This is a genomic window from Bacillus sp. LUNF1 (assembly GCF_011008975.1).
Lineage (GTDB): Bacteria > Bacillota > Bacilli > Bacillales > Bacillaceae > Bacillus > Bacillus velezensis.
The window spans coordinates 3226406-3250101 of sequence record NZ_CP048876.1 but is presented as its reverse complement, the minus strand read 5'-3'; the positions used below and the strand labels follow the sequence as shown (position 1 = coordinate 3250101).

Annotated in this window: 20 protein-coding genes; 17 read left to right on the top strand and 3 right to left on the bottom strand. The window is 49.3% G+C overall.

Annotated elements, in window-relative coordinates; genetic code table 11:
* Nucleotides 1–3 precede the first annotated feature (3 nt).
* From G4O42_RS16090 to azoRB, 6 genes are all read left to right on the top strand, one after another.
* On the top strand, nt 4–711 hold the full coding sequence (locus G4O42_RS16090) for an amino acid ABC transporter permease (RefSeq protein ID WP_032876479.1): 708 nt from the start codon (nt 4–6) through the stop codon (nt 709–711).
* A complete protein-coding gene (locus tag G4O42_RS16085; RefSeq protein ID WP_032876482.1) occupies nt 708–1487 on the top strand; it encodes an amino acid ABC transporter ATP-binding protein in 780 nt (259 codons plus the stop codon). Before G4O42_RS16090 ends, G4O42_RS16085 begins: the two co-directional genes overlap by 4 nt.
* Entirely contained in the window at nt 1484–2491 is a 1008-nt protein-coding gene (locus G4O42_RS16080; protein ID WP_032876485.1) for an LLM class flavin-dependent oxidoreductase, read from the top strand. Before G4O42_RS16085 ends, G4O42_RS16080 begins: the two co-directional genes overlap by 4 nt.
* An 11-nt stretch (nt 2492–2502) precedes the next feature.
* Complete coding sequence (locus G4O42_RS16075; RefSeq protein ID WP_032876487.1) at nt 2503–2790, top strand: glutaredoxin family protein; 288 nt, start codon at nt 2503–2505, stop codon at nt 2788–2790.
* Nucleotides 2787–4115, top strand: a complete 1329-nt coding sequence (locus tag G4O42_RS16070; protein WP_032876489.1) for an LLM class flavin-dependent oxidoreductase — start codon at nt 2787–2789, stop codon at nt 4113–4115. Before G4O42_RS16075 ends, G4O42_RS16070 begins: the two co-directional genes overlap by 4 nt.
* A 194-nt stretch (nt 4116–4309) precedes the next feature.
* Nucleotides 4310–4945 (top strand): FMN-dependent NADH-azoreductase AzoRB, encoded by a 636-nt coding sequence (gene azoRB / locus G4O42_RS16065; RefSeq protein ID WP_003151719.1) that lies wholly within the window; start codon nt 4310–4312, stop codon nt 4943–4945.
* A 44-nt stretch (nt 4946–4989) separates the two neighbouring features.
* Here azoRB and G4O42_RS16060 read toward each other — a convergent pair whose 3' ends face one another.
* Nucleotides 4990–6030 (bottom strand): oxidoreductase, encoded by a 1041-nt coding sequence (locus tag G4O42_RS16060; RefSeq protein ID WP_032876492.1) that lies wholly within the window; start codon nt 6028–6030, stop codon nt 4990–4992.
* A 137-nt stretch (nt 6031–6167) separates the two neighbouring features.
* On the opposite strand from G4O42_RS16060, the gene csoR reads away from it, so the two are divergent.
* From csoR to G4O42_RS16030, 6 genes are all read left to right on the top strand, one after another.
* Nucleotides 6168–6473, top strand: a complete 306-nt coding sequence (csoR, locus tag G4O42_RS16055) for a copper-sensing transcriptional repressor CsoR (RefSeq protein WP_003151723.1) — start codon at nt 6168–6170, stop codon at nt 6471–6473.
* 75 nt (nt 6474–6548) lie between these two features.
* Nucleotides 6549–6755, top strand: a complete 207-nt coding sequence (gene copZ / locus G4O42_RS16050) for a copper chaperone CopZ (RefSeq protein ID WP_032876972.1) — start codon at nt 6549–6551, stop codon at nt 6753–6755.
* An 83-nt stretch (nt 6756–6838) separates the two neighbouring features.
* Nucleotides 6839–9268 carry a heavy metal translocating P-type ATPase gene (locus tag G4O42_RS16045; protein ID WP_032876495.1) on the top strand — a complete coding sequence of 810 codons (2430 nt, stop codon included), beginning with the start codon at nt 6839–6841 and terminating at the stop codon, nt 9266–9268.
* 149 nt (nt 9269–9417) lie between these two features.
* Complete coding sequence (locus tag G4O42_RS16040) at nt 9418–11529, top strand: heavy metal translocating P-type ATPase (RefSeq protein ID WP_032876498.1); 2112 nt, start codon at nt 9418–9420, stop codon at nt 11527–11529.
* 117 nt (nt 11530–11646) lie between these two features.
* Complete coding sequence (locus G4O42_RS16035; RefSeq protein WP_032876501.1) at nt 11647–12318, top strand: disulfide bond formation protein BdbD; 672 nt, start codon at nt 11647–11649, stop codon at nt 12316–12318.
* On the top strand, nt 12308–12727 hold the full coding sequence (locus tag G4O42_RS16030) for a disulfide oxidoreductase (RefSeq protein WP_014305812.1): 420 nt from the start codon (nt 12308–12310) through the stop codon (nt 12725–12727). The genes G4O42_RS16035 and G4O42_RS16030 overlap by 11 nt, the downstream gene beginning before the upstream one ends.
* A 33-nt stretch (nt 12728–12760) precedes the next feature.
* On the opposite strand, the gene G4O42_RS16025 is transcribed toward G4O42_RS16030, so the two are convergent.
* Complete coding sequence (locus G4O42_RS16025; protein ID WP_032876506.1) at nt 12761–13561, bottom strand: zinc-dependent metalloprotease; 801 nt, start codon at nt 13559–13561, stop codon at nt 12761–12763.
* A 222-nt stretch (nt 13562–13783) separates the two neighbouring features.
* On the opposite strand from G4O42_RS16025, the gene G4O42_RS16020 reads away from it, so the two are divergent.
* The 5 genes from G4O42_RS16020 (at nt 13784) to G4O42_RS16000 (ending at nt 22988) form a co-directional block, all read left to right on the top strand.
* Nucleotides 13784–14392, top strand: coding sequence for a trimeric intracellular cation channel family protein (locus tag G4O42_RS16020; RefSeq protein ID WP_032876509.1), 609 nt, complete (start codon nt 13784–13786; stop codon nt 14390–14392).
* Between the two features lie 191 nt (nt 14393–14583).
* Nucleotides 14584–16899 (top strand): RNA polymerase recycling motor HelD, encoded by a 2316-nt coding sequence (gene helD, locus G4O42_RS16015; protein ID WP_032876512.1) that lies wholly within the window; start codon nt 14584–14586, stop codon nt 16897–16899.
* Between the two features lie 174 nt (nt 16900–17073).
* The gene (locus G4O42_RS16010) at nt 17074–18882 is read left to right on the top strand and encodes an assimilatory sulfite reductase (NADPH) flavoprotein subunit (protein ID WP_032876515.1); all 1809 of its coding nucleotides are present in this window, start codon (nt 17074–17076) and stop codon (nt 18880–18882) included.
* A gap of 27 nt (nt 18883–18909) precedes the next feature.
* Entirely contained in the window at nt 18910–20625 is a 1716-nt protein-coding gene (cysI, locus tag G4O42_RS16005) for an assimilatory sulfite reductase (NADPH) hemoprotein subunit (protein ID WP_032876519.1), read from the top strand.
* Between the two features lie 347 nt (nt 20626–20972).
* Nucleotides 20973–22988: a Na+/H+ antiporter gene (locus G4O42_RS16000; RefSeq protein WP_032876522.1), complete on the top strand. Its 2016-nt coding sequence runs from the start codon at nt 20973–20975 to the stop codon at nt 22986–22988.
* 36 nt (nt 22989–23024) lie between these two features.
* On the opposite strand, the gene G4O42_RS15995 is transcribed toward G4O42_RS16000, so the two are convergent.
* Nucleotides 23025–23510, bottom strand: a complete 486-nt coding sequence (locus tag G4O42_RS15995) for a hypothetical protein (protein WP_003151740.1) — start codon at nt 23508–23510, stop codon at nt 23025–23027.
* Nucleotides 23511–23696: the final 186 nt, after the last annotated feature.

Here is a 23696-nt window from a genome sequence, read left to right as displayed (position 1 = left end):
ACAGTGGAGCTGGACATTCCATTTATCGGCACTGCGATAAAACAAATGATGAAAACCGTTCCGCTTACATTGGCGATGACGGTCATTCCGCTTATTGCCGGATTTTTCATAGCTCTCGGCAATATCACGGTGCGTATATTCCGCATCAAATGGCTGCTGGCCTGCTCAGCGTTTTACGTGTCTTTTTTCCGCAGCACCCCGGCGATTCTCCATATCATGCTGATTTATTTAGGGGTTCCGCTGATTGCCGATCAATTCAGCCGCGCGTTTCATCTCGGCTGGTCGGCCAATCAGATTCCGGTAGCCGTGTTTGTCATCATGGCACTGTCATTAACGGCAGGCGCTTATATGACGGAAATTCTCCGATCCGGGATCATGGCCGTCGATACGGGGCAGGCGGAGGCGGCATATTCAATCGGCCTGACGCGGGGACAGATGATTCGGCGCGTGGTTCTGCCGCAGGCGTTCATGATATCTCTCCCGAACTTCACCAATATAGGCATCGGCTTTTTGCATACCACTTCCATCGCGGCAATTGTTGCGGTGCCTGAAATTACAGGAACGGCGACGATTGCGGCATCCGATAACTATGCGTTTCTGGAAGCATTTATCGGGGCGGCCGTGATTTATTGGGGATTAACGCTGATTCTCGAAGCTGTAAACAGTCTGGCGGAAAAAAGGGCAGTCAGATATCAAGGAGGCGCATTATGATCGAAATCCGAAACATTCAAAAACATTTTGGCAGTCATCACGTGTTAAAGGGGATCAATTTAAGTGTCCGGAAAGGAGAAGTCGTGACCATCATCGGCCCGAGCGGTTCCGGGAAAACCACTTTTCTGCGCTGCCTTAATTTACTTGAGCGGCCGGATGAGGGCGCCATTTCGCTGCACAGTGAAGTCATTAACTGCAAAAAGCCTGCCAAAAAAGACATTCTCAGACTGAGGAAACAGACGGCGATGGTTTTTCAGCAATATCATTTGTTTTCGCATAAAACGGCGATTCAAAATGTCATGGAAGGCCTGACGGTCGCAAGGAAAATGAAAAAACCAGATGCGTACGCCATTGCCGAGCGGGAACTGGCCAAGGTGGGGCTTCAGGATAAATTGCACGCCTATCCGAATCAACTGTCGGGAGGCCAAAAGCAGCGGGTCGGGATTGCCCGGGCGCTTGCTATTCATCCTGATGTCATGCTGTTTGACGAACCGACCGCAGCCCTCGATCCGGAGCTTGTCGGCGAGGTGCTCGAGGTGATGCTTAACATTGTGCGGACCGGCGCCACCATGATCATTGTCACACATGAAATGGAATTCGCCAGAAGAGTGTCCGACCGAATTGTGTTTATGGATGAAGGAGCAATCGTGGAACAAGGAACGCCTGAGGAAGTCTTTTACAAGACGAAAAAAGAAAGAACGAAGAAGTTCCTCCGCCGCGTGCTGCCTGATTACGGTTATGACATAAAAGAGCGCATAAAGGAGCCTGTCGTATGATTCGTTTAAGCATTTTAGACCAAAGTGTCACCGCGGAAAACCAAACCGCAGAAGAAGCCTTGCGGCAAACGGTGAAATTGGCTCAGGAGGCCGAACAATACGGATATGACCGTTTCTGGGCGGCGGAACATCATAACAATGAAGAGATAGCGGGATCAGCGCCGGAAATTGTTCTGGGGTATCTTGCCGCAAGCACGAAAAAAATCCGTCTCGCGTCCGGCGGGGTGATGCTGCAGCATTACAGTCCCTATAAAGTGGCGGAGCAGTTTCGGGTTCTGTCCGCCCTTGCTCCCGGCCGTGTGGCGCTCGGTGTCGGCAAAGCGCCCGGCGGATTTCAGCTGTCAACCGATGCGCTGCAGCGGGAGCTTATCCAGCCCGCCCGTTTGTTTGAAGAAAAGCTTGAGGAGCTGACTCATTTCATTCGAAATGATTTTCCGGACTCGCACCGCTATGCGTCATTGCGGCCGACGCCGCATACTGAGTATGCGCCTGACATCTTTTTGCTCGGCGGCAGCGCGGAAAGCGCGATATCCGCGGCCAAACTCGGCATTTCCTTCGTTTTCGCCTATTTCATAAACGGTGAAGAGGCTGCGTTAGAAAAAGCGCGCCACGCCTTTGACGAGCATCTGCCGAAAGGATCGAAGGCGGAATTTCACCTTGCGCCGATGGTCTTTACCGCGCATACAAAAGCAGAAGCTGAAAAACACGTGGTATCGCGTGAGTCGGTCAAAATCATTCTCAAAGACGGCAAAAAGGTGAATGTCGGTTCCCGGGAACAAGCGGAAGCGTTTCTTGAACAAGTCACGCAGCCGTATAAGCTGATCACACAAAAGACGGGTGTGATTGCCGGGACAAAAGAAGAGACAGCCGCCGAGCTGAGACGATTATCGGTTCAATACAGCATTACCGATTTTGTGATTTTGTCGCCTATCAAAAACGCTGAGGAAAAACGATTGTCTTACCGGCTGTTAAGCGAAGCGGTGCAGCCGGCCCCACAATTATAGGAGGGATGAACATGAGTCATGAAGTAAACGTAGTGGTCTGGAGCAAACAGGGCTGCTCCTATTGCGATGAAGTGAAAGGATATTTGCGGGAAAACGCCGTGGCATACGAAACAATTGATGTGACAGAACGGGATGAATTGCGTGACGTGCTGCAGACGAAGTACGGCATCCGTCATGTCCCCGTCGTTGAAATCGGCAGCGGTGACAGCCGTGCGTATCAGGCCGTTACTCAAGTCGGCATTGAACATGTAGAACGGGCGCTTGCCGATTACGAGGGGAAAAAGGGGGAGAGAAAATGAGCCGGACGGATCTAATTCAATTCGGAGCCATGATTCACGGTGTCGGCGGCACAACAGACGGCTGGCGCCATCCCGACGCCGATCCGACAGCAAGCACGAATGCGGCGTTTTACAGGCAAAAAGCGCAGACTGCTGAAAGAGGGCTGTTCAGCTTTGCTTTTATTGCGGACGGCTTGTTCATTTCTGAAAAGTCCATCCCGCATTTCTTAAATCGGTTTGAGCCGATCACCATTTTATCGGCGCTTGCCGCCTCTACAACCCATCTTGGTTTAATCGGCACATTTTCCACATCGTTCACTGAGCCGTTCACCATCGCAAGACAGCTGATGTCTCTTGACCATATCAGCGGCGGCCGGGCGGGCTGGAATCTCGTCACCTCTCCGCAGGCGGGAGCCGCGCGCAATCACAGCAAAGAAAGCCTTCCCGACCACAGCCGGCGCTACGCCATCGCCCAGGAACATGTGGACGTGGTGCGCGGTCTGTGGAATTCCTGGGAAGAAGATGCCTTCGTCCGCAACAAAGAAACCGGGCAGTTTTTTGACCCTGACAAACTGCATCGCCTGTATCACAAAGGCGAGTATTTTCAAGTGGAGGGCCCGCTGAATATCGGCCGGTCCAAACAGGGAGAGCCGGTCGTTTTCCAGGCGGGGTCTTCAGAAACCGGCCGGTCGTTTGCCGCGAGGAATGCAGATGCAGTCTTTACGCACTCCAATTCACTTGAGGAAACGAAGGCTTTTTATGATGATGTGAAGAAGCGGGCGGCGGATTACGGCCGGGACGCTTCCAAGCTGCGGATTTTTCCGGGAATCAGTCCGATTATAGCCGGCTCACAAGAAGAAGCAGAAGCGAAATACCAAGAATTCGCCGAGCTGATTCCCATAGAGAACGCTGTTAAGTATGTGGCCAGATTTTTTGACGATTATGATCTGAGCCGGTTTCCATTGGATGAGCCGTTTCCTGATTTGGGCGACGTCGGGAAAAACGCGTTTCAAAGCACGACAGACCGTATCAAAAGAGAGGCGAAAGCCCGGAATCTTACGCTGCGTCAAGTGGCGCGCGAAGCCGCGTTTCCGCGAACCAACTTTATCGGGACACCGGAACGTGTGGCGTCATTAATTGAAACATGGTTTCAGCGGGAAGCGGCGGACGGGTTTATCATTCATTCTGACATCCCGGGCATGCTTGAAGCCTTTGTGGATCAAGTCATACCGATCCTCCAGGAAAAGGGGCTGTACCGAAAAAGCTATCCGGCCGATACACTGCGGGGGAATCTCGGATTGGATATTCCGGCCTGCAGACCCAATCCGATTTTGAGCAGAAACTGAGGTTTCTGCTTTTTCTGCTGCTTGCCATTCCCGTCATTACAGCCTTTTTTAAAAAAATATACTGATTTCAAGATATTATTGTTGCTAAATGATTTTTTTGTAACTATAATTATTACAGAACTGATCAGTATAAAAAAACATTCATATTTCATAATAAATGTGTGTGTAATCTGAAAACGAAAGGGCTGTTTACAATGGCAAAAGTACTTTATATCACTGCTCATCCTCATGATGAAAAGACATCTTACAGCATGGCAACAGGAAAAGCGTTTATCGATTCTTATAAAGAATCAAACCCGAATGATGAGGTTGTACATATCGACCTTTACAAAGAGAACATTCCTCATATCGACGCGGATGTATTCAGCGGCTGGGGAAAACTTCAATCCGGCACAGGTTTTGAAGAGCTTTCTGAAAACGAAAAAGCGAAAGTCGGCCGTCTGAACGAGCTGAGCGATCAATTCGCGTCAGCTGACAAATACGTATTCGTCACACCGCTTTGGAACTTCTCATTCCCGCCTGTTATGAAAGCGTACCTTGATTCTGTGGCTGTAGCCGGAAAATCATTCAAATATACAGAGCAAGGCCCGATCGGTCTGTTGACTGACAAAAAAGCGCTCCACATTCAGGCGCGCGGAGGCTATTACTCTGAAGGGCCGGCGGCTGACATGGAAATGGGCCACCGTTACATCGGCATCATGATGAACTTCTTCGGCGTTCCTTCTTTTGACGGTTTAATCGTTGAAGGCCATAATGCTGAACCGAATAAAGCACAGCAAATTAAAGAAGATGCGATTGCCCGCGCGAAAGAAGCCGGAAAATCATTCTGATCTTAAAAAAACCTCCCCGCCGTACGGCTGGGAGGTTTTTCATATTAAAGGGCAATCGTCCGTTTTTGCTCGCTGCTTTTCATCGCCGCTTCAATGACACGGATGACATCGATGCCTTCTTTTGCCGTAACGGGAAGCGGTTTTCCGTTTAAGATGCTGTCTGCCAGCAGTTTGTAGTACGTAAGGTAAGAGCCGTTCTCAGAGGGGATTGTTTCTGTATGCCTTTTTTCATCCGCTGCGATTGTCAGCTCTCCGAAGTTGTCAGGGTCATCGGCGCCCCAGCTGTCGTCGATCGGCTTTTGTCCGGCTGAAAGCGCCTCTTCCTGTCCGTCCTTTCCGTATTTGATAAAGCTTGCATTCCGTCCGTGAATCTGATAGCGCGGGCCGCTTGCCGCATTCATGGAGCCTGATTGAAGAATGACCTGAAGCTTGCCGTAATGGAGAGCGGCCAGAAAATAATCGACGGTTTCACTGTTGTCCCGCTGTTTCATCACATGTGCCGTGACGGATTCCGGCATTCCGAAAAGCAGGAGTGTCTGGTCAATAATATGTGAACCGAGATCATACAGCGTTCCCGTGGCGGGTCCGTTTTTTTCGCGCCATCTTTCTTGTACAACCGGGTTGTACAGATCGTAGTTGACTTGATATGTATGAATGTCTTGAAGCGCCCCGTCCCGAATCAGCTTTTGTATTGTTAAAAAGTCATTGTCCCACCGCCGGTTGTGGTACACGCTCAGTAAGACGCCTTTATCTTCAGCCGTTCTTCTCAGTTCCTCCGCTTCTGCTGAAGTCGCCGTCATCGGTTTTTCCACGACGGTGTGTTTTCCCGCCAGGAGGCATTTCATCGCTGATTCATAATGCATTCCGCTCGGTGTCGTGACGATGACGAGATCAATGTCAGGATCACCGGTAATGTCTTCAATCGCGCGCACGGCTTCAGCCCCCGGCAGATCACGTTTGACCTCCTCCGTTCTGGAGGTCATGACTTTTTTGATCTGATAATGATCAAGGACGTCCAAAAGCGGCGCATGAAAAACTTTACCCGACAAACCATATCCCAATATGCCAACCTGTATCGTTTTCAATGAACTTCCCCCTCATGATATGTGATAACATTATATACCCCGCGGGAGTACTGGTAAAACTTGTGTGTTGAAAATTTTTTACACCGGATTTTCAAGTCTGTATAATGAAGATAACGAAGAAAAAACCGAGGTGGAAAATGGACAAACATACCGAACATCAATCGTTAAATCATAAAAGCGCCAAAGAAAAAGACCAGATCCTGAACCGGCTGAAACGGATTGAAGGCCAAGTCAGGGGCATTCAGAATATGGTGGATAACGAACGATACTGCGTGGATATTCTCGTGCAGATTTCAGCCGTACAGGCGGCCATGCAGAAAGTCGCGTTTCATCTGCTGGAAGATCACGCCCATCACTGCGTAGCCGGCGCCATTGAGAGCGGAAACGGGGAGCAGGCGATTGCCGAGCTGCTTGATGTTGTGAAAAAAATCGCAAAATCGTAAAATAAAATGTTTTGAAATACCCTACAGGGGTATGGTAACATGAAGAAGAAAAAACAAGACGTGGAGGGAATCATCATGGAACAAAAAACACTGCAAGTCGAAGGCATGTCCTGTCAGCACTGTGTCAAAGCAGTAGAGACCGGAGTAGGAGAACTGAACGGAGTGACGGCGGTTCAGGTGAAATTGGAAGCCGGACAGGTGGATGTGGCGTTTGATGAGAACAAAGTCTCCGTATCAGATATAAAAGACGCGATTGAAGATCAAGGTTATGACGTCGTATAGGATTTATCGCGCTGCGGAAACGGGCGCGGTTTTCTTTTATCATAATTATACCCCCCTGGGGTTTATGAAGAGAGATGAGGATATTGAGTGAACCGAAAGAAATGACCATTCAAGTGGGGGGCATGACATGCGCCGCCTGCGCTTCAAGAATCGAAAAAGGGCTGAAACGGATGGACGGGGTTAATGACGCTTCCGTCAATCTTGCGCTTGAGACCTCAAATATTACTTATCACCCTGACAAAATCGAAGCAAGCGCCATAAAAGAAAAAATTGAAAAACTCGGCTATCACGTCGTGACGGAAAAAGCCGAGTTTCAGATTGAAGGCATGACATGCGCCGCTTGCGCCAACCGGATTGAAAAGCGCCTGAACAAAATAGGGGGAGTTGACAGCGCACCGGTGAATTTCGCCCTGGAAACGGTCACCGTTGAATACAATCCGAAAGAGGTGACACCGAAAGAGCTGAAAGAGACCGTGGCAAAACTCGGCTACAGATTAGACGAGAAGAAAGCGGTTGATGGAGCCGGCGGATTTTCCCAAAAGGAGAAAGAGCAGCGAAAGCAGCTGATCAGGCTGATATTTTCTGCCGTTCTCTCCTTTCCGCTTCTATGGTCGATGGTCAGCCATTTTTCTTTTACTTCTTTTATCTGGATGCCGGATATCCTGATGAATCCGTGGCTGCAATTCGCGCTTGCCACCCCGGTGCAGCTCGTCATCGGCTGGCCTTTTTATATGGGAGCGTACAAGGCGCTGAGAAACAAAAGCGCCAATATGGATGTTCTCGTTGCGCTCGGAACGACGGCCGCTTACGCATACAGCCTGTACATGACGATTGCGTCTCTCGGACGAGACGGACATGTTGAGGGGCTTTATTATGAAACGAGCGCCATTTTGCTGACTTTGATTTTGCTTGGAAAGCTTTTAGAGATGAAAGCGAAAGGCCGCTCATCAGAAGCGATTAAAAAGTTAATGAAGCTTCAGGCGAAGACGGCGGCGGTTGAGCGGGAAGGGAAGGTACAGGTGATTCCGATTGACGAGGTCCGGACGGGGGACATCGTATATGTGAAACCGGGAGAACGCGTCCCTGTCGATGGCGAAGTGATTGAGGGCCATTCCGCGATTGATGAATCGATGATTACGGGAGAGAGCATGCCTGTCGATAAGTCTCCCGGAAGCACTGTCACCGGGGCGACGATCAATGCAAACGGCTTTCTCAAAATCAGAGCGGTGAATGTCGGGAAAGATACCGCGCTTGCACACATTATTAAAATCGTAGAAGAAGCCCAAGGGTCAAAAGCCCCCATTCAGCGGCTCGCGGATCACATTTCAGGCATTTTCGTCCCGATTGTGCTGGGGCTGGCCGTGCTGACTTTTCTCATTTGGTATGTATGGGCCGCGCCGGGACAGTTTTCTGAAGCGATCGGCAAATTCATCGCCGTGCTTGTCATTGCCTGTCCGTGCGCACTCGGGCTCGCCACTCCGACGAGCATTATGGCGGGCTCCGGCCGCGCAGCTGAATTCGGCATTCTTTTTAAAGGCGGAGAGCATTTAGAAAAGACCCAGCGTCTGACGACAATCGTACTGGATAAAACAGGAACGGTGACAAACGGCAGACCGGTTCTGACAGATGCCGTACCGGCAGAGGGAATGAACGAAGAGGAACTCCTGCGTCTGGCGGCGGCCGCCGAAACGGGATCAGAGCACCCGCTTGGAGAAGCCATCGTGTCAGGAGCCGAAAAACGGGGGATTGCCATCCCGAAAATCACCCGGTTCCAAGCCCGGATCGGTTCCGGAATATACGCCGAGGCTGACGGCAGAACGATTCTTGCCGGATCAAGACGGCTGATGGAATCAGAACACATTGAACATGAAGCGCTGCTTCCGCACATGGCCCGCTTGGAGGCGGAAGGGAAAACGGTGATGCTTATTGCGACAGACGGTAAAGCGGCGGGGCTTATCGCAGTCGCCGATACGATCAAGGAAACATCTCCGGCCGCGGTGAAACGTCTGAATGATATGGGGCTTGACGTCATCATGATGACCGGTGACAACAAAAAGACCGCGGAAGCCATTGCAAAAGCCGCGGGCATCGGCAGCGTGATCGCCGAAGTGCTTCCCGAACAAAAGGCGGCGGAAATTTCCCGGCTGCAAAAAGAAGGCCGGCGCGTGGCGATGGTCGGTGACGGCATCAATGATGCTCCGGCGCTGGCTGTGGCCGATATCGGAATGGCCATCGGCACCGGCACAGATATCGCAATGGAAGCGGCGGATATTACGCTGATCCGCGGTGACCTGAACGGCATTGCCGACGCCATCGGCATGAGCAGGCTGACCATGAGAAACATCAAGCAGAATTTAGGCTGGGCATTGGGATACAACAGCATCGGCATTCCGATTGCGGCGTCCGGCTTTCTGGCCCCGTGGGTGGCAGGCGCTGCCATGGCGTTCAGCTCAGTATCGGTCGTGCTTAATGCTTTGCGTTTACAGAAGGTGAAAAAAGACAAAATGGGCTGAGGCCTGTTTTGTCTTTTTTATTGACACTTTATTCAAAGCCTGCATATAATAGAGAAAACACATATATGAGTATATGTTCATATATATAAAATCGTTTAGCTGTATTGATGTTATGGGAATCCTATTACGGAAAGTAGGGTGAGTCGAAAATGAAAGCAGCCAAAGGTGAATTTGTATTAGACGGACTTGATTGCAGCAACTGTGCAAAAAAAATAGAAAACGGCGTAAAAGCCATTGACGGCATAGACGGCTGTGCTGTCAATTTTGCGGCAAGCACCATCACGGTCTCAGCCGGCGGCAAAAACGAGCAATGGATGAAAGACGAAGTCGCTAAAAAAGTAAAGTCCATTGATCCTCATGTGACCGTCCGTGCGAAACATGAAGACAAACCCGGCGAGGATGAGTACCGCAAAAAGCTGCAGCTGATGTTAGTGAGATTGGCAGCGGGAGCCGTTTTGGCCGTCATCGCTTACTTCGCGCACACGGGCGCCGTCCTTGAGTTTCTGCTCTTTTTTGCTTCATATTTGATCATCGGCGGCGATATCGTAGCCAGAGCGGGAAAAAACATTGTCCGCGGCCAGGTATTTGATGAGCATTTTCTGATGGCGCTTGCCACGATCGGCGCATTTGTGATTCATCAGTATCCGGAAGGTGTCGCGGTCATGCTGTTCTACCAAATCGGTGAACTGTTTCAGGGAGCGGCCGTCAGCCGATCCAGAAAATCGATCAGCGCGTTATTGGACATCCGTCCTGAGTACGCCAATGTGAAAACGGAAAACGGCATGGCTGCCGTTCCGCCGCAGGACGTCAAAGTCGGACAGGTCATCGTCGTGAATCCCGGAGAACGGATTCCGCTGGACGGAAAGGTGCTGAGCGGTTCTTCGATGGTTGATACATCCGCTTTAACGGGCGAATCCGTGCCGAGAAAAGCGGAGCCGGGGCAAGATGTGATGGCCGGATTTATGAATCAGAACGGCGTGCTTCATATTGAAACCTCTAAAGGATATGAAGACTCTGCCGTGTCAAAAATATTGGATCTGGTCGAAAATGCGGCCGGACGTAAAGCGAAAACGGAAAACTTTATTACGAAGTTTGCCAAGTACTATACACCGGCCGTTGTCATTGTTGCGGTGCTTCTCGCCTTTTTACCGCCGCTTCTCGTGCCTTCAGCCGCGCTATCCGACTGGGTGTACCGCGCGCTGATTTTCCTTGTGATTTCTTGTCCGTGCGCACTCGTCGTCTCCATTCCGCTCGGTTTTTTCGGCGGTATCGGAGCTGCGTCTAAAGCAGGGGTGCTCGTGAAAGGCAGCAACTATTTAGAAGCGCTCAATCAGGTGGCATACGCCGTGTTTGATAAAACGGGAACCTTAACGAAAGGCAATTTCGCCGTTACTGATATCAAGCCGGCGGCAGGGTTTACAAAAGACAGCCTGCTTCATGCGGCCGCGCTCGCAGAAGTCCATTCCAATCATCCGATTGCTTCTTCCATCCGTGAAGCTTACAATCGACCGCTCGCGGCAGACGAGATTGAAGAATATGAAGAAATACCCGGACACGGCATTCGAGTGAAAACCGGCGGATCAACGATTTTGGCCGGAAATCAAAAACTGATGGCAAAAGAACAAATCGCTTCCGGCACAGCTGAAAATAACGGAACAGTCGTCTATGTCGCCGTTGATCAGCAGTATGCGGGGGCGATCGTGATCGCCGACGAAATCAAAGAGGACGCCAAACAGGCCATTGCCAATTTAAAAGCGCTCGGCGTGAAGCGGACAGTGATGCTGACGGGTGATTCAAAGCAGACCGGAGAAGCTGTCGGCCGAGAGCTCGGTATTGATGACGTGTACACAGAGCTTTTGCCGGGTGACAAGGTAGACCGCGTCGAAGAACTTGAAGCGGCGCTTTCACCGAATGAAAAACTGATGTTTGTCGGTGACGGGATTAATGATACGCCTGTGCTTGCCAGAGCTGACATCGGAGCTGCCATGGGGGCTCTCGGCTCTGATGCCGCCGTCGAAGCGGCCGATGTCGTCCTGATGACAGACCAGCCGTCAAAAGCAGCCGAAGCCATCCGGATTGCACGCCGCACACGCCGGATCGTCTGGCAGAACATCGGATTTGCTTTAGGCGTAAAAATCATTTTTCTCCTGCTTGGCGCATTCGGATTCGCCACCATGTGGGAAGCGGTCTTTTCAGATGTAGGCGTCACGCTGATCGCCGTTGCCAACGCGCTGCGCGTCATGAGAGTGAAAGCGGAATAATTGTCAAAGATAATTCGTTTTTCAGGGTTTTCTTAAACAAGGTTGTCTTGGTAAAATAGAGAAGCGGTCCATCCGGCATCCGCTTCTTTTTTATTTTAAAAACAATGAGGTGTCTGAGTGAAAAAGAAACAATCGTCTGCGAAATTTGCGGTGATACTGACGTTAATCGTTGTCGTTTTATTTGCGGCCATCGTAATTATTAACAACCAAACGGAAAAAGCGGGCGAAACAGTCGCCGAACAGCCTTCCATTAAAGGACAGCCCGTGCTCGGCAAAGACAGCGCGCCTGTTACGGTAGTTGAATTCGGAGATTACAAATGTCCGTCATGCAAAGTATTTAACAGCGATATCTTTCCGAAAATCAAAAAAGATTTTATTGATAAAGGCGACGTGAAATTTTCATTTGTGAACGTCATGTACCACGGAAGCGGCTCGCGTCTGGCGGCTCTTGCTTCAGAAGAAGTGTGGAAAGAAGACCCGGCATCATTCTGGGCATTCCATGAAAAGCTGTTTGAACAGCAGCCGTCAAGCGAACAGGAATGGGTCACGCCTGCATTGCTTGAAAAAACGGTCAAAAGCACCGCGAAAAAGGTTGATCCTGACAAGCTGAAGGAAAACCTTGATAAAGAGACATTTGCAAAAGAGCTGAAAGCTGACACTGACCTGAATGATAAATTAAACATTACGGCGACACCGACGATTTACGTAAATAACAAAGTGATTAAAGAATTCTCTAACTATGATGAGATTTCAAAAACGATTAAGAAAGAGCTGAAAAATGAAAAATAGAATCGTATTTTTATATGCTTCTTGGGTGATAGCTCTTGCTGCCATGCTCGGCAGCCTATATTTCAGCGAGATCAGAAAATTCATACCGTGCGAGCTGTGCTGGTATCAAAGAATTCTCATGTACCCGCTTGTCCTGATTTTAGGAATCGCCACCTTTCAGGGTGACACGCGCGTGAAAAAATATGTGCTGCCGATGGCCGTCATCGGCGCGTTTATATCGATCATGCATTACCTTGAGCAGAAGGTGCCCGGTTTCAGCGGCATCAAGCCGTGTGTCTACGGCGTGCCTTGCTCATCTGAATATATTAACTGGTTCGGTTTCATTACCATTCCTTTCTTGGCATTGACGGCATTTATTCTCATTATGATCTGCATGTGTTTTGTCAAAACGGAACGCACGGCAAAATAAAGAGCCTGCTCCATGGGAGCGGCTCTTTTTCTATTATTTGTACCAAGCTTTGTTTGTCGCAATCTGTCTGTTATGGGAGCTGTCCCAAATATCCACGGAATAGGCATAATCATAATTCATGACGCAGCGGATACCGCTGCCTTGGGCGTCATGCTGAAGCCCGAAGTTATGGGAAAACTCGTGCTGTGCCGCTTTCGCCGTGTTGGCCGTTCCTTGATCAAGGTTCACGCTGAAAGCCGGGCCGCTCGGTTTGCCGTTATATACATACGCGATACCGCCGGCGTCAAAACTTGATTTTGCGGTAAAACCGACGACAAAATGATAATTTTGATTTCTGAAGCTGCCTTGGAGATTCGATAAAATCTGAGAACTGTTTGAGCCGGAAGAATTCCAAGCCTGCACGGCCTGTACGACGAAATCAATGTTGTGATCACGGTTAAAAGCGACATCCGCCTGCTCCACGATCTGGACGATTCGCGTTTGCCAGTCGCTGTATTTGGCGCGGTATTCAGCGTCCGCCACCGCCAAAACTCTGACCTTCTGAGAGCCCGTGCCGGCTTTAGTTGAGGCTTTATCCTGACTGACATTGGCATTGAATCGTTTCGTGCCGACCTGCTTGCCGTTTTCATCCAGATTTTTTGTGTCAACCGTCTGTTCAACTTGGACCGGGCCCTTCAAATCTTTAAAATGATCGGCTTTCGGAAGCGGGTCCGTATACACCGTTTTCGCCGGCTCCGCATGAGTGTGCGAATGCGTATGGCTTTCGGCTGACGGCAGGCCGGGAATTAATCCGGCGGCCAATAAAACAGGAAAAACAAGTGAACTGATTTTCATCTCATAACCCCCTTTTTGTTAGAGAAAGTATTCAATGAAACTTCCAATAAACCTCCCGAAATAGTATAAAATAGGTAAATGTTCTTGCTCCCAGCCGTTGCGGGTGGGGTTGTCCCGGGTTAGGAATCAGAATCTTTCAAAAATAAGGTTGATTTTAAGAGAAAGCGATTATAAAATCTAATGGTCGTCAGAAAATTTAACAAATAAAAAGGAGCATATGGAATGGCCTGGGAGCTGCTTAGTGTAATCGGCATCATTGCGTTTGCGGTCAGCGGAGCGATTGTTGCGATGGAAGAGGAGTATGATATTTTAGGCGTGTATATTTTGGGGATTGTAACGGCGTTCGGCGGCGGAGCCATCCGAAACCTGCTGATCGGTGTTCCGGTCTCCGCCTTGTGGGAGCAAGGCGCGTTTTTTCAAATCGCTCTCGCATCAGTTACGATTGTCTTTTTGTTTCCGAAGCTGCTGTTAAGGCATTGGAGTAAATGGGGCAACCTATCCGATGCCATCGGGCTTTCGGCGTTTGCTATCCAAGGCGCTTTATATGCCGTGAAAATGGGCCATCCGCTCAGTGCGGTGATTGCGGCAGCGGTCCTGACCGGCAGCGGGGGCGGCATCATACGGGATCTTCTTGCCGGACGAAAGCCGCTTGTGCTGAAAGCGGAAATTTACGCGGTCTGGGCCGCGCTCGGAGGGTTAATCGTGGGCTTGGGCTGGTTGGGAAATTCGTTTGGCTTGTACGTTCTGTTTTTCGTGCTTGTTGTTTGCCGCGTTTGTTCCTATATGTTTAAGTGGCAGCTGCCAAACCGTTCTTTTCGTTTAGATAACTAACATCAAAAAAACCGATTTCAAAGCGAAATCGGTTTTTTTGCATATAAATAACCCATATCTTGATTGATATTGGGTGAATGTGCTAAGATGAATTGTATTTGCCTATTTTATTATATATTAAATATATGTATCCAATTATATTTTACAGTATTTCGTATGTGTTTGTCAACTATTTTCTGGAGGTGCCGTTCATGAATCAGCAGGATAAGGAATGGAAGGAAGAGCAGTCAAGAATAGATGAAGTGCTGAAGGAGCTCCGCAAAAAAGAGCGGTCTCTGGAAACATCATCGGGCGGATTAAAGCAGGATATTGTGGGCTTGAGAAAAACGTTTTGGGATGATGTCACCGTGAATATGGATGATGCCCACGAAGCGGCTGAGACATTTTCAAGCATTAAACAGCAGGCGGAAATGCTTTCAGAACGTGAACGGACGCATCGGCTTCAATACCGGCAGCTTCAAAAAATCCAAAAGCTGAAAACCTCTCCTTACTTCGGCCGTGTCGATTTTAAAGAAAAAGGGGAGTCCTCTGGCGAGCGGATTTATATCGGGCTGACTTCTTTAATGGATGAAAACAATGAGCATTTTCTCATTTATGATTGGCGCGCGCCCATCTCGTCTCTTTACTATCAATATTCCCCGGGAAAAGCCCGCTATGAAGTTCCCGAAGAAACGATAGAAGGAGACATCACACTGAAGCGGCAGTTTATCATTAAAAACGGGACGCTTAAAGCGATGTTTAACACGGATATGACGATTGGTGACGAAATGCTGCAAGAGGTGCTGAGCGGCCATTCCGGACAGCATATGAAAAACATCGTGTCAACCATCCAAAAAGAACAGAACGAAATCATCCGGGATGAAAAAAGCAAATATCTCATTGTTCAGGGAGCCGCCGGAAGCGGGAAAACATCCGCGGCGCTTCAGCGGGCCGCTTACTTGCTGTACCGCGGGCGCGGGGTGCTTGATGCCCGTCAGATTGTATTGTTTTCTCCGAACATTTTGTTCAACAGTTATGTGTCCGCCGTATTGCCGGAATTGGGAGAAGAGAATATGGAGCAGGCCACCTTTCAGGAATATATCATCCGCCGTCTCGGACGAAAGTTTGATTGTGAAAGCCCGTACGAGCAGCTTGAATATTGCCTGACTGAACAAAATCAGAACGCACTTTCCGTAAGGCTCGCAGCCATTGCTTACAAAGCGTCATCAGCTTTTCAGGCCATGATTGATTGTTATGCCGGGTCGCTTTCAGTCTCCGGTCTGATATGTAAACAGATCAGTTTCCGGGGAGACATCCTGATTTCAAATGAGCGGATTGAAGCCTATTTTTATTCGCTTGATCAGCAGCTGCCGATTCCGAACAGAGCGGAGCTGACGGCGGAATGGCTTCTCGCGGAAATCAGCGCACTCGAAAAAAAGGAGCGTAAGAAGGAATGGGTGCTGCAGGAGAGTGAGCTGCTTGATAAGGAAGATTATGCTGAGGTTTATCAAAAACTTAAGAAGCAAGCGGCGGATGACGAACCTGCATTTGACGACCACCTGCGCGAACAGCGCCTGCTTGGCGCCATTATTGTCGGCAAAGCCTTTAAACCGATTAAGCAGGCCGTCAGACGGCTCGGCTTTCTCGATATAAAACGGATGTATCTCCGGCTGTTTTCAGACTGGGGAGCTGCTGAAAAGCCCGATCATTGGGAGGGCATCGGCGCTTTGACCAGAAACGCATTTGCAGAACGGTCACTTCCGTATGAAGATGCCGCTCCGTATCTGTATTTGCAGGATCTGTTAGAAGGAAAAAGAAAAAACACACAAATGAAGCACGTCTTCATTGATGAAGCGCAGGATTATTCCCCATTTCAGCTCACGTATATTCAAAGCATCTTCCCAGCGGCAAAGATGACGGTGCTCGGTGATGTCAGCCAGTCGATTTATGCCCACACCATTACGGGCCCTTCTTCCCTCGCCGGCTGCTTTCGCAATGGTGCAGAAAAGTATGTCAGCCTGAAACGGACTTACAGATCGACGCGGCAGATTGTTGAATTTACGAAAGCGCTGCTGGCTGACGGCGATGACATTGAGCCTTTTAACCGGAACGGGGAAAAACCGCGTGTTTTGCGGACGGATACAGAAAAAGCGCGGCAGGAACAATTGGCGGATACAATCCGGGAGCTCAGACAAAAAGGCTGGGAGACGGTCGCCGTCATCTGCAAAACGGCCGAGGAAGCCAAAAAAGTGTTTCAGGCAGTCAGCGCCGGGAGCGGTGTGCGTTTGATCAATAAAGAAAACCAGCCTTTTCAAAAAGGGGTATGCGTCATTCCCGTTTATTTGGCAAAAGGCATTGAGTTTGACGCCGTCATTGCCGCTGACGCCTCTGCTGCCCAGTACAAAAGCGAACATGACCGTAAGCTGTTATATACGGCCTGTACGCGGGCGATGCATCATCTGACCGTATTGTCTCCGGGAGAACCCTCTCCTTTTATAAAAGAAGTGCCCGCCGGCTTATTCGTGTAAGCCCTTTGCCAAGTGCAAAGGGCTTTTTATCATTAGTAATCTTAATCATTGTCATCATGATTATATATTTTACTTACATACAAACTTTCGGTAAAGTTTCAATTAGAATATTATTTTGACAATTCCTATAGAAATAACGTACGTTACGTTTAATTCCTTGTGAGGTGGATATCGTTGCAACTTCAGGTCATGAACAGTCCGTTTAATCAGGAGCAGGCAGAGCTCCTTAACCGCCTTCTGCCGACCTTGACAGAATCACAGAAAATCTGGCTGAGCGGTTATTTGGCTGCGGCCCGGTCCGAATCCGGTGAAACAGCCGCACCCGCTGCTCCGACTCCAGCAGAAAGCCCGGCAGTCTCAAGAGAAGTCACCGTATTATACGGATCGCAAACGGGAAATGCGGAAGGTCTTGCGAAACAGACGGTAAAGACGCTTGAGGAACGGGGATTCCAGGTCACCGTCGCGTCGATGAACGATTTTAAGCCGAATAATCTGAAAAAAGTAAACAATTTACTGATCGTGGTGAGCACGCACGGAGAAGGCGATCCGCCGGATAACGCGCTGGCCTTTCATGAATTTCTTCACGGCAGACGCGCGCCGAAGCTTGAAGCACTCCGTTACTCCGTTTTGGCGCTCGGGGACAGCTCGTATGAATTTTTCTGCCAGACCGGCAAAGAGTTTGACGAGCGTCTTCAAGAGCTCGGCGGCACCCAGCTTGCGCCGCGGGTTGATTGCGATCTTGATTATGATGAGCCGTTTTCGGAATGGCTTGACGCGGTCATCGGCGGTTTGAACGAAGGAGCGGGAAATCAAACAGCCGAAGCGCCTGCCGAGACGCCCGCTCTCGGTGAATCCGTTTATTCCAGAACGAACCCGTTTCGGGCGGAGGTTCTTGAGAACATCAATCTGAACGGACGCGGTTCGAATAAAGAAACACGCCATCTCGAGCTTTCGCTTGAAGGGTCGGGCCTCGCGTATCAGCCCGGAGACAGCCTCGGCATCTATCCGGAAAATGATCCGGCGCTCGTTGATGAGCTGATCAATGAGCTGAAATGGGACCCAAAACAGGAAGTGGCGGTGAATAAACAAGGAGAGCGCCTCCCTTTGAAAGATGCGCTTACTTCTCATTTTGAAATAACCGTCTTAACAAAACCGTTCCTGCAAAAGGCCGCACAGTTTACGGCTGACCAAAAGCTGAGTGAACTTCTGGACGAAGGAAACGAAGAGCAGCTGAAAGCGTACATCAACGGCCGTGATCTGCTTGATCTCGTCCGGGATTTCGGGCCGTGGGAAGCTTCCGCCGAAGACTTTCTTTCCATCCTGCGTAAAATGCCGGCTCGGCTCTATTCGATCGCAAGCAGTTTAGAAGCGAATCCGGAAGAGGTGCATCTGACAATCGGAGCGGTCAGATATGACGCGCACGGCAGAGAACGAAAAGGCGTCTGCAGCATTCTGTGTGCGGAAAGACTCCAGCCGGGAGATACGCTTCCGATTTACATTCAGCACAACCAAAACTTCAAGCTGCCGGATAATCCGGATACACCGGTCATTATGGTCGGGCCGGGGACAGGCATCGCGCCGTTCCGTTCCTTTATGCAGGAGCGTGAAGAAACCGGAGCTGAAGGGAAAACATGGCTGTTTTTCGGGGATCAGCACTTTGTCACTGATTTTCTGTACCAGACGGAATGGCAAAAATGGCTGCAAAACGGTGTTCTCACAAAAATGGACGTCGCTTTTTCCCGGGATTCGGAGGAAAAGGTATATGTGCAGCACCGCATGAAAGAACAAAGCAAAGAGCTGTATGAATGGCTGCAGCAGGGAGCCGCCGTATACATCTGCGGTGATGAACAGCATATGGCGCATGACGTGCACCAGGCGCTTCTCGATATCATTCAGGAAGAAGGCGGCATGAGCCGTGAAAAAGCGGAAAGCTTCCTGGCAGACATGCAACAGAAAAAACGCTATCAGCGTGACGTATATTGATTTTGGTTTGAAAGGAGCTTATTCAGCATGGTGAACAACATTTTAAAAGCGCCGGAAGGCCCTCCAAGTGATGTTGAGGAAATTAAAGAAAAAAGCGATTATTTGCGCGGCACATTGAAAGAAGTCATGCTTGACCGGATTTCAGCCGGCATCCCGGACGATGACAACCGGCTGATGAAGCATCACGGAAGCTACTTGCAGGATGACCGCGATCTCCGTAATGAACGTCAAAAACAAAAGCTTGAACCGGCTTATCAGTTCATGCTGCGCGTTCGGATGCCAGGCGGCGTGTCAACTCCGGAACAATGGCTTGTCATGGATGAACTGGCGCAAAAATACGGAAACAATACATTGAAGCTGACAACGCGTGAAACGTTTCAAATGCACGGAATTTTAAAATGGAACATGAAAAAAACGATTCAGAAAATCAATGCGGCGCTGCTTGATACCATTGCGGCCTGCGGAGATGTCAACCGAAACGTCATGTGCGCTTCAAATCCGTATCAGTCTGAAATCCATGCGGAAGTGTACGAATGGTCGAAAAAACTGAGTGACGACCTTCTTCCGCGCACGAGAGCCTATCATGAAATCTGGCTTGATGAGGAACGGGTGGCGGGCACTCCTGATACGGAAACGGAACCGATGTACGGGCCGCTGTATTTGCCGCGGAAATTTAAAATCGGAATCGCCGTGCCTCCGTCCAATGATATTGATGTCTTTTCTCAAGATCTCGGCTTCATTGCGATTGTAGAAGAAGGCAGACTTATCGGATTCAACGTGGCAATCGGCGGCGGTATGGGAATGACGCACGGTGATACGGCCACTTATCCGCAGCTTTCAAAAGTCATCGGCTTCTGCAAACCGGAGCAGCTGTATGATGTAGCGGAAAAAACCATTACGATTCAGCGTGATTACGGAAATCGTTCCGTCAGAAAGAATGCCAGATTCAAGTACACTGTTGACCGTCTCGGTCTGGAAAATGTAAAAGCCGAGCTGGAGAACCGCCTCGGCTGGCAGCTGGATGAGGCGAAACCTTATCATTTTGACCATAACGGCGACCGTTACGGATGGGTGAAAGGCGTAAAAGGAAAATGGCATTTTACGATGTTCATCGAAGGCGGCCGTGTTACGGACTATGAGAATTATAAGCTGATGACGGGATTGCGTGAAATCGCCAAAGTCCATACCGGAGATTTCCGTCTCACCTCTAATCAAAACCTGATTATCGGCAATGTCTCGAGCCAGAAAAAGAAACAAATCAGCGCATTAATCGAACAATACGGTCTGACAGACGGCCGGCAGCATTCCGCCCTCCGCCGCAGTTCAATGGCTTGCGTCGCGCTTCCGACATGCGGGCTCGCCATGGCCGAAGCCGAGCGGTATCTGCCGAAATTGATTGATAAGATTGAAGCCATTGTTGACGAAAACGGGCTGCGGGATGAAGAAATCACCATCCGTATGACCGGGTGCCCGAATGGCTGTGCCCGCCATGCGCTTGGCGAAATCGGATTTATCGGAAAGGCGCCCGGAAAATATAATATGTATTTAGGAGCGGCGTTTGACGGCAGCCGTTTGAGCAAAATGTACCGGGAAAATATCGGTGAAGAGGAAATTCTGAGTGAGCTTCGCACCATTCTCCCGCGCTACGCGAAAGAGCGTGAGGAAGGCGAACACTTCGGCGATTTCGTCATCCGCGCGGGCATCATTAAAGCGACGACAGACGGCACGAATTTTCACGAATAAGATGAGCACTTAAAACCAAGGATAGAGACACACTGACGGTGCGTTCTCTATCCTTTACTAAGCAGCATAAACGCTGCACCGCGTCATGAAACAGATGACGCAGCTTGCGAAAAAGCCTGTTTTCAGAGAAAACAGGCTTTTTCTTTTTCCGGAAAAAATGTAGCTGAAGGAAAAAAAGTTCGCCGTGAGCACGTTATGAGAAATTTTAAATAAAAACGGGTAAAATAAAAGAAGAATGGTTGCGTGCGGAAAATATATTGAATCTGCCCGATCATCGGCTCCGGCCTTTGGCAAAGGCAGAGAACAGGCAATAATGATATGATGCAGCAGATGAAGGAGGTCATGCTTTGGACATATTTTTAGTCGTACTCGTACTTTTAACCATCATCGCGATCTCAAATATCGTAAATCGGTTTGTCCCCTTTATCCCGGTGCCTCTGATTCAGGTGGCGCTCGGTATCATTGCGGCGTCATTTCCGCAGGGGCTTCATTTTGAACTGAATACCGAATTATTTTTTGTTTTGTTTATCGCTCCGCTGCTTTTTAACGATGGAAAACGGACGCCGCGTGCGGAACTTTGGAATTTAAGAGCGCCGATTTTGCTGCTTGCGCTCGGGCTCGTGTTTGCCACGGTGATTGTCGGCGGTTACACGATTCATTGGATGATTCCGAGCATTCCGCTGGCTGCTGCATTCGGGCTGGCGGCGATACTGTCACCGACTGACGTTGTCGCAGTCAGCGCGCTGTCAGGGCGAGTGAAGATGCCAAAAGGCATTCTGCGTCTCCTTGAAGGAGAAGGACTGATGAATGACGCATCCGGCCTGGTCGCTTTTAAATTTGCGATTGCGGCTGCCGTGACGGGCGCATTTTCGCTGGCGCAGGCCGCCTTCAGTTTCGTTCTGATTTCAGCCGGCGGTTTACTCAGCGGTGTCGTCATTTCTTTTTTGATTATCCGTTTCCGGCTGTTTTTGCGCCGCCTCGGCATGCAGGATGTCACGATGCATATGCTGATTCAAATTCTGACGCCGTTTGTCATCTATCTCGCGGCTGAAGAAATCGGCGTTTCCGGCATTTTAGCCGTTGTGGCCGGCGGCATCACGCATGCGGTGGAGCAGGACCGTCTTGAATCAACGATGGTCAAATTGCAAATCGTCTCTTCAAGTACGTGGAATATTATTTTGTTCATTCTGAACGGTCTTGTTTTCGTTATTTTAGGTGCGCAAATACCGGATGTGGTTTCCGTCATCTTTAATGATACCGCGTTTAACAATATGATGGTCATCGGGTACATTATCGTCATTACGCTGACGTTAATGATTCTCAGGTTTTTGTGGGTGCTGTTTTTTTGGAACGGCAAGTGGTTTTTTAACAAGGATCAGAGCATTTATAAACCCGGCCTGCGCTCGACTCTGCTGATTTCGGTTTCAGGCGTCAGGGGAGCGGTCACGCTTGCGGGTTCCTTTTCCATTCCTTACGTGCTCTCTGACGGCTCACCGTTTCCTGAACGGAATTTGATTCTCTTTTTAGCCGCGGGTGTTATTATGTGCACATTGGTACTGGCGACAATCGTACTGCCGATTTTGACAGATAAGCCGGAAGACAATGTGAAAGAGAAGAAAGTCAAATTGCTGACAGCGAGACGGAAGCTGATAAAGGCTGCCTTAACGGCCATTAAAGAAAATATGAATGAGACAAACAAAACGGCTTCTTTTGCGGTTATTGCCGAATACAATGAGAAAATGAAAAATCTCAGATTTCAGCAGTCCACCGTCAAAAACCGCACGAAAAAAGATGAGCGGAAAGTCCGCGCCCAAGGGATACAGGCTGAACAGGAAGAACTGCTGCGGCTGATTGAGCGGGGCGAAATACCGGAAGAAACGGCAGACAGCCTTCAGGAACGGTTTGATGAACTGGAAGTGCTGTATACGAATCCGTTTAAAGTCGGCTTATCTAAGAAAAAGCTGAAACGCCTGATGTACTGGATCTTTTTCGGTGAACAAAAAAAGCCGGAAATGTCGATTTTAAATGAAGAAGGCCTCATCCGCACCACAAGGGTTAAAACGGCAAAAGCGGCCATTGAAAGCCTGAAAAAACACATGACTGAAGAAAATAAAGATGTGACGCTTGCCGTCATTTCCTTTTACAATCACTTGATTTTCAGGCTGGGGCACTCGTATCACGAACAGAGTCCGAGCCGCCGTTTTGAAAATCAAAAACTCGAAATCAAACTGCGGGCCGTGCAGGCCATCCGCAACGAAATCCAAACATTATTCGAAGAGCGGGAAATTTCCCGCGATATGTCACATGAGCTTCGCCAATACATCAATGATGTGGAAGCGGCCATGCTTGACGGAGGTGAATAAAAAAAGTCCGGCATCTGTTCGCCGGACTTTTTTTGATTACGGACGATGGAATTCGACGTGATCGCCGTCGCGGTCAAACCAGCCTCTGAAGGCCCAGTTGATCCAGCCGCCATCACCTTTGTTGGTGAAGCTTCCGTCTTCAAACACCCAAATGCCGTACGTGATGCCGTCATAAACGGCGGAACCGTAAAACTGAACGCCGTTAAAATGATCTTCATATTCCTGGCTTAAATTAAACACCATGACGTTATATTTTTGTCCGGAAGCGTAGAATGAAGATTCCATTAAGTTTTTGACGAAGCCGTCACGGTTTTGCGCCGACTTAATCGCGTCAGCAATCGAATTGCCGATGCCGAGCAGGTCAACGTCAATGTTTAATCCGACATCTTTTGCTGAGACATCTGATGTTTGCTGCGCCATGTTTTGAGGGGCCGGGTTTTCTTTTGCGGATACAAAGGACAGAGGAGTCAGAGACAAAGCGGCGCCAAGGGCAACGGACATTGGGATACGCATACGTTTCATATGATTTCCTCCTTCAATTGTGTGGTGGCTACAGTAGCGATTTACCCGGACAGTTACCCAACTAACCGTAATTTTTGAAAAATAGGAAAATAATAACGTCAGTGGTGCTTGGGCACTAAAGATGGTTTTTGTGATAACGATGAGCGTATAATTGGTTTCTTACGGCGGAAATGTGAGATAATAATA

Excerpts from the sequence above, each read along its gene's own strand:
- G4O42_RS16030 (WP_014305812.1), top strand. The coding sequence starts at position 12,308 with ATGAAAAATAGAATCGTATTTTTATATGCTTCTTGGGTGATAGCTCTT.
- copZ (WP_032876972.1), top strand. The coding sequence starts at position 6,549 with ATGGAACAAAAAACACTGCAAGTCGAAGGCATGTCCTGTCAGCACTGT.
- csoR (WP_003151723.1), top strand. The coding sequence starts at position 6,168 with ATGGACAAACATACCGAACATCAATCGTTAAATCATAAAAGCGCCAAA.
- G4O42_RS16025 (WP_032876506.1), bottom strand. The coding sequence starts at position 13,561 with ATGAAAATCAGTTCACTTGTTTTTCCTGTTTTATTGGCCGCCGGATTA.
- helD (WP_032876512.1), top strand. The coding sequence starts at position 14,584 with ATGAATCAGCAGGATAAGGAATGGAAGGAAGAGCAGTCAAGAATAGAT.
- G4O42_RS15995 (WP_003151740.1), bottom strand. The coding sequence starts at position 23,510 with ATGAAACGTATGCGTATCCCAATGTCCGTTGCCCTTGGCGCCGCTTTG.
- azoRB (WP_003151719.1), top strand. The coding sequence starts at position 4,310 with ATGGCAAAAGTACTTTATATCACTGCTCATCCTCATGATGAAAAGACA.
- G4O42_RS16085 (WP_032876482.1), top strand. The coding sequence starts at position 708 with ATGATCGAAATCCGAAACATTCAAAAACATTTTGGCAGTCATCACGTG.
- G4O42_RS16040 (WP_032876498.1), top strand. The coding sequence starts at position 9,418 with ATGAAAGCAGCCAAAGGTGAATTTGTATTAGACGGACTTGATTGCAGC.
- G4O42_RS16080 (WP_032876485.1), top strand. The coding sequence starts at position 1,484 with ATGATTCGTTTAAGCATTTTAGACCAAAGTGTCACCGCGGAAAACCAA.
- G4O42_RS16020 (WP_032876509.1), top strand. The coding sequence starts at position 13,784 with ATGGCCTGGGAGCTGCTTAGTGTAATCGGCATCATTGCGTTTGCGGTC.
- G4O42_RS16070 (WP_032876489.1), top strand. The coding sequence starts at position 2,787 with ATGAGCCGGACGGATCTAATTCAATTCGGAGCCATGATTCACGGTGTC.
- G4O42_RS16075 (WP_032876487.1), top strand. The coding sequence starts at position 2,503 with ATGAGTCATGAAGTAAACGTAGTGGTCTGGAGCAAACAGGGCTGCTCC.
- cysI (WP_032876519.1), top strand. The coding sequence starts at position 18,910 with ATGGTGAACAACATTTTAAAAGCGCCGGAAGGCCCTCCAAGTGATGTT.